This is a genomic window from Paenibacillus sp. P4_A7 (assembly GCF_056402455.1).
In genome coordinates, this window is record NZ_JBFUHJ010000432.1 from 1 (window position 1) to 4792 (window position 4792).

The following is a 4792-nucleotide window of genomic DNA, read 5'->3' on the forward strand; positions in this document are numbered from 1 at the left end:
GGTTAGTGGTTAGTGGTTAGTGGTTAGTGGTTAGTGGTTAGTGGTTAGTGGTTAGTGGTTAGTGGTTAGTGGTTAGTGGTTAGTGGTTAGTGGTTAGTGGTTAGTGGTTAGTGGTTAGTGGTTAGTGGTTAGTGGTTGATGTTCGATGGAAGTTGAGTAGTATGTGGTAAGTGATGGATTTTGGGTGAAGCTTAGAGGTACTCCAAAAGGAAAAGTAGCATTAAGCGACGAAATCGACCTTACAGCCTTCAAACTAACTAAAAAAATAGCTGTAAGCATCCAAATGATGCTTACAGCAACGAAAATAGCCAGTTTCCAATCAAATACTAAGCTGTAAGCTCAAAAATAGAGCTTACAGCTCTCAAACTAGCCCAAAAAGTAGCTGTAAGCACCAAAACAGTGCTTATGGAATTAAAGCCAACAGTGCACCTAATGAAAATCGAGTTAAAAGTAAAAAAACTCGCTAACCGAGTACGAAGCTCTCAATTAACTCCCAAAGTAGCTCCAAGCTCCAAAACTAACTTCCTAATTAGCTCCAAGCTCCAAAACTAACTACCTAATTAGCTCTAAACTCCCAAACTAACTTCCTAGGATAGCTACCTGCCTGCAAACTTGCCCCTGAAGTAGCTCGAAACTCCCAAACGATGCTTACAACTCCATCTGTTCAAGTATAGCCCTCCAACTCGATGTGCTTTACCTATTTAATCCCATCCACCAGCTTACCCAGTAACCTAGTCGATAGGTGCGTATAATTTGCCAAGCTGCTCGCCCATTTTCACCTTAAGGCCAACTGCCATATCCTCTCGAGGCATAAAGGTCTCATCCTCCGTTAAAAGCACGACAGTAGAGCCGAATTCAAAGTATGCTAACTCATCGCCCTTGTTCATTTTCTCACGTAGTGGCTTAACATATTGAATGCTGCTTACATTCATCGCCCCTACCTTAACGACTGCGACTTCTCCGGATTTATGCTTCATGTATGTAATTAGCCGTTCATTTCGGCTAAGCACGCGACGCATATGTCGCAAACCAAAATCGTTTACGGGATACACTTTGCCTTCAACATGCTCACGCTCTACAATCCGACCGCTGGCGGGCGTATGGATACGGTGATAATCAGTCGGGCTCAAATAGAGAACCATATAATAGCCATTCATGTAGCAAGCCGTTCTCGGTGATTGGTTCAGCAGTTCATCAATCGTATAGTCCTGACCTTTAACGTTCAGAATAGTTCCTGCACTAATCGGACCAGCTCCGGTTACAAGTGCATCGACAGGGCTGACGAGTGAATCTGCGGCCTCATGAATAGTTCTTAACCCAGGTTTTAGCCGTCTTGTGAAAAATTCATTTAACGTTTTATATTCGGAAAGGTTCTTTTCTGCTTCCTCTGTATTAATACCGTATGTTGAAGCAAATCGGGAAATAAACCGACGGCTAGCTGCTGATTGTGCAAGTTTACCGGTTATACGGGATACCCATTTGCGTGAGCTTAATTCTGTCATCGATCGAAGCAGCCATTTTATCACAGGTGTACCGTCACTTCCTTTCCTATATGGAAAATCATATTTAGCCCAAAAATCAGTGTGACATATCCGGTACTAATTTTCAATAGATCGCGAATGTTCTTTGTTTGATTTGACCCATCGTTTTTCCGTTGATTGGGAGCTGATCAGCTAAGAAATTAATAATTTATACGGCTGCTAGTCCGAAAACGTTCCACAATCGAAAATGATTTTTTATCACTTATACCTATTAACCTTATATATTCAACTTGTACCCATTCCAGCTCGAGTATTTTTAGCATTTAAACAAATGATAACTAAACAATAATAGGAAGGAGCTGGAGCGAAGCCATATGATAATGATGATTACGATTGGATTTGCGCTTGCCGTTGCAGCTGCAGTTATATGGTGGGGGAGTAAAGCGAGCAGAACAGCTAGTCGGATATTTGATGGTATTGCATGGATTTCCTTTTTTGTGTTTTTTGTGATTGCTGCTTCGGCTGTAATTGAAACGATTGCTGACGGCACCGTATTTATGACAGAGGTGCATCATGTGTTTTTGAATCCTCTATTATTGGCGAGCGGTGCTTATTTGGGACCCTATACACTTTCGAGGGTTGCGATGCTTTCATCTCATCCAGTATGATAAGGACAGACTTGGAAGGGGGATTTAAAAATGAGTATGATAACACTGCCGCTACCAGAAGCAGTTATTTTTGATATGGATGGAACGTTGCTGGAAACCGAAACATTGCTTATTCCTGTACATGACCGTTTATTTCAGACGCTTCGCGAGGAAGGTCTTTATGAACAGGAAACGCCTCCGATAGATATGTTGTTGAGTTGTCTAGGCATGCTGCTTGATGATATTTGGCGGAAAGTTATGCCAGATGCTTCGGAAGAAGCTCGTAAGCGTGCGGACGTTTTGATGCTGCAATATGAAATGGAATATTTGGCCGCAGGAGAAGGATTGCTTTACCCACACGTGGAACAAACGTTGAAGCAGTTGAAAGAGCGGGGTTTGAAGCTGTTTGTTGCTAGCAATGGACTGGAGGATTACGTTAAAGGCGTGGCTCATCATAAAGGAATTGCGGAGTTGTTTGACGGACTTTATAGCGCGGGTGAGTATGAGACTGCYAGCAAGGTTGACCTAGTAGCAAGATTGCTTAAGGATCATGACATACAGTCTGCTTGGATGGTTGGGGATCGTTCCTCCGATGTGGAAGCTGGCAAAGGCAATGGACTGCAAACGGTCGGCTGCGCATATGCCACATACGGACGAGCGGCTGAGCTAAACGGAGCAGATGTACATATTTCCGATTTTCGCGAGCTAATTGCCTTATTAAACAAGTAAAGCTAATCTTACCGACAAGCGTAAACGGCTGTCGCCGTCCTTGGCAGCATAAACGTTCGTTTAGCGTAGATAGATAAGCACATTTATAAGTGGAAACTGATAAATTCTTATCTATTAAAAAAAGATCAAAGAGGTCACGTACATGCAGTGAAGCTGCTTGAACGTGACCTCTTTGATCTATACAGAAAGCATCACTTACTCACCAATTCCGACTGCTTAGGATGAAGAAGGTTATGAGCATTTTCTCTTACAAATCGCAGTGTAGGCTTGCCAGTAGGACCCTGATGCATCGATACAGCAGTCATGCCAAGCCGGAAGCAAAGTGCGATACTCGCTGTGTTGTCAGTAGCCACATTACACGTCAGCTTACCAAGCCTCTCGATCATCGCCCCTACGATTGCTCCACCTATGCCCAGGCTTCTTGCTTCAGGATGGACGACCACCATACAGCCGCCTTCTCCTCCGTCTGCAGCGAAGCCAAAGCCGACGATGCGTTTATTTTGCATCGCTACTGCGATAACTGCCTCGTAATCTTCTTTAACACCTTTCTCCAGCAACGAGCCATCTAAATGACGAAGCGCATGGAGGGTGGAAACAGTAAGCCGCTTATCACCGAACCTTCCGGCGAAGCTTATCAGCCGTCTTTGTTCTAATAACCACTCCGATGATGTAAGCAGCTTAAGTTCCATGCTAAGCGCCTCCTACTTTTTCTTTTTTCGGTTTAGTCAAATAAGCGCCATAATGAAAAACACTTTCAAGTGATTTTTGCCTTATATGAGGCTCGTCGAATTTCATTGGCTTTGAGTTTGCTTCAAAAAACCACATATTCCCTTCATTGTCGATTCCTATATCCATCGACATCTCGCCGAGCAGATGTCCTGATGCGCGTTCGATTTGTTTAGCGATGAGCAAAGATTTATTTTTTGCATTAAACAACAGTTTACGCGCTAGCTCTTCATTAAAAGTGTGGACAAGCAATTTCTCAGGATCTTCTATTCTGCCGCCCCGCGGAACATGTGTTGTAATACTGGACTCGCCAGCGATTCGAGCACCAATTCCGGATACGGTCCATTTTCCTCGTTTATTTTTTTGCACGAGTACCCTCAGATCGAACCTGCGGTCATTGAAGGAAGCAAGCTGAATACCCTGCTGAGCAATATAGGCTTCACCGCCACTTTCTTTTTGAATGCGACTCCAAAGCTTAGTGATCGAAGAACAGTGATAGGTCGCACTTTTCTTATCCTCTTGTATCTTTAAGCGGAAGGGCATGGGCCTTTCGGCATGAACCTTTATTGTCATAATTCCTTTGCCTGCTTTGCCGCTTTCAGGCTTTAAATAAAGGTAGGAGTGCTGGCGCATCATCTTGCTAAGACTATTTACCGTGTTGAGCTTGCGTGTAGTAGGAATTAAAGGTTTGGTCATTTTGGACTGTCGCAACCACTCGAATAAATCCCATTTGTTAAAAAAAGAAGGATTAAACAGCTTAACACGCGGATGATTGCTGCAGGCTTCAATTTTTTGTCTAACTACGGGGAGTGTCTCATCCTCTCTCATAGGGATGCGGTTGTAAATAATATCTGGAAAAGGAAACAGATGCTGCTCCCAGCTATTCGACTCCTCATCGAAAATAAACCCTCTTAGTGTGCTTCTTGTGAATAGCAAGTTGTTTATCGTCAGTACGTAAACAATAAACCCCATCGATTGACCAGTTCGGATCAAGTCAGCAAAGTTTTTACGATTACCCCGGAAGAGTTGATTATCGTCATCTATGGTCAATATGGCGAATACCTTCCTGTTCGTGCGTAATTGTTTGAGCCCTGATTCTTCCGGAAGCAAGCTGTCCATTAGCTATTACCTCCTTGGAATCGACTGAGATACAAGCAATGTTCAAAAATATAAGAAATGGAGTCGCGCCCTTCCGAACGCAAAGCAGGG

5 protein-coding genes are annotated in these 4792 nt (G+C 43.5%); 2 read left to right on the forward strand and 3 right to left on the reverse strand.

The annotated features are described in order from the left end of the window. Window positions 1-731 precede the first annotated feature (731 nt). Window positions 732-1526: an archaetidylserine decarboxylase gene (gene asd, locus AC1DWN_RS28150; protein ID WP_477562192.1), complete on the reverse strand. Its 795-nt coding sequence runs from the start codon at window positions 1524-1526 to the stop codon at window positions 732-734. Window positions 1527-1855: 329 nt separating this feature from the next. Between asd and AC1DWN_RS28155 the strand changes: the two genes are divergently transcribed. Both AC1DWN_RS28155 and AC1DWN_RS28160 read left to right on the forward strand, forming a co-directional pair. Continuing rightward, the gene (locus AC1DWN_RS28155) at window positions 1856-2149 is read left to right on the forward strand and encodes a transposase (protein WP_477562193.1); all 294 of its coding nucleotides are present in this window, start codon (window positions 1856-1858) and stop codon (window positions 2147-2149) included. A 30-nt stretch (window positions 2150-2179) separates the two neighbouring features. Continuing rightward, window positions 2180-2857, forward strand: a complete 678-nt coding sequence (locus AC1DWN_RS28160) for an HAD family hydrolase (protein ID WP_477562194.1) — start codon at window positions 2180-2182, stop codon at window positions 2855-2857. A 191-nt stretch (window positions 2858-3048) separates the two neighbouring features. Here the strand turns inward: AC1DWN_RS28160 and AC1DWN_RS28165 are convergent, their stop codons facing one another. Together AC1DWN_RS28165 and AC1DWN_RS28170 are read right to left on the reverse strand one after the other, a co-directional pair. Then, window positions 3049-3546 carry an N-acetyltransferase family protein gene (locus AC1DWN_RS28165; RefSeq protein WP_477562195.1) on the reverse strand — a complete coding sequence of 166 codons (498 nt, stop codon included), beginning with the start codon at window positions 3544-3546 and terminating at the stop codon, window positions 3049-3051. A 1-nt stretch (window position 3547) separates the two neighbouring features. Further along, complete coding sequence (locus AC1DWN_RS28170; RefSeq protein WP_477562196.1) at window positions 3548-4702, reverse strand: YheC/YheD family endospore coat-associated protein; 1155 nt, start codon at window positions 4700-4702, stop codon at window positions 3548-3550. Window positions 4703-4792 lie beyond the last annotated feature (90 nt).